This window comes from Campylobacter concisus UNSWCS (assembly GCF_000466685.1).
Classification (GTDB): Bacteria; Campylobacterota; Campylobacteria; order Campylobacterales; family Campylobacteraceae; genus Campylobacter_A; species Campylobacter_A concisus_A.
Genome location: NZ_ANNG01000149.1, coordinates 1 through 420 on the forward strand (window position 1 = coordinate 1; position 420 = coordinate 420).

At 34.3% G+C, this 420-nt stretch carries 1 protein-coding gene; it reads right to left on the reverse strand.

Features of this window, described 5'->3' with window-relative positions:
• Window positions 1–276 (reverse strand): hypothetical protein (locus UNSWCS_RS11300; protein ID WP_035144289.1); only part of this gene is annotated, 276 nt, incomplete at its 3' end.
• Window positions 277–420: the final 144 nt, after the last annotated feature.

Consider the following 420-nt stretch of genomic DNA (forward strand, 5'->3'; position numbering starts at 1 on the left):
TTTTGCTTCGGATTCGGGACTAGCAAAGCCCTTATAGCTAAATTCTTTTTCATTGTTTATAAAAAGACTATTGTATTCTTTCATAATCTCCGTCGAGAGCCTTTTTATATCTGGGCAAGATAACAGTTCATCTGGGAGTTTGCTGTCCCAAGATGTTTCATCTTCTTGCTCTACCCATGTTCCGCCATTTATGTTTTTACCAAATTCATCATATATCCAAAATACGCTATCACATGCAAATTCTGTTTGTAAAACTATTTTTAACTTTTTATTCACTTCAAACTCTTTTTTGAACTAGTCTGCAAGATTATTGATTTTTTACCAAAAACCATTCATTTTTTTTACGCCAAATTCAAATTCTGCTTGCCCAAAGGCGTCTTCTAAAGTCTCATGATACGTATCTGCCTGCTCTTCTCCAAA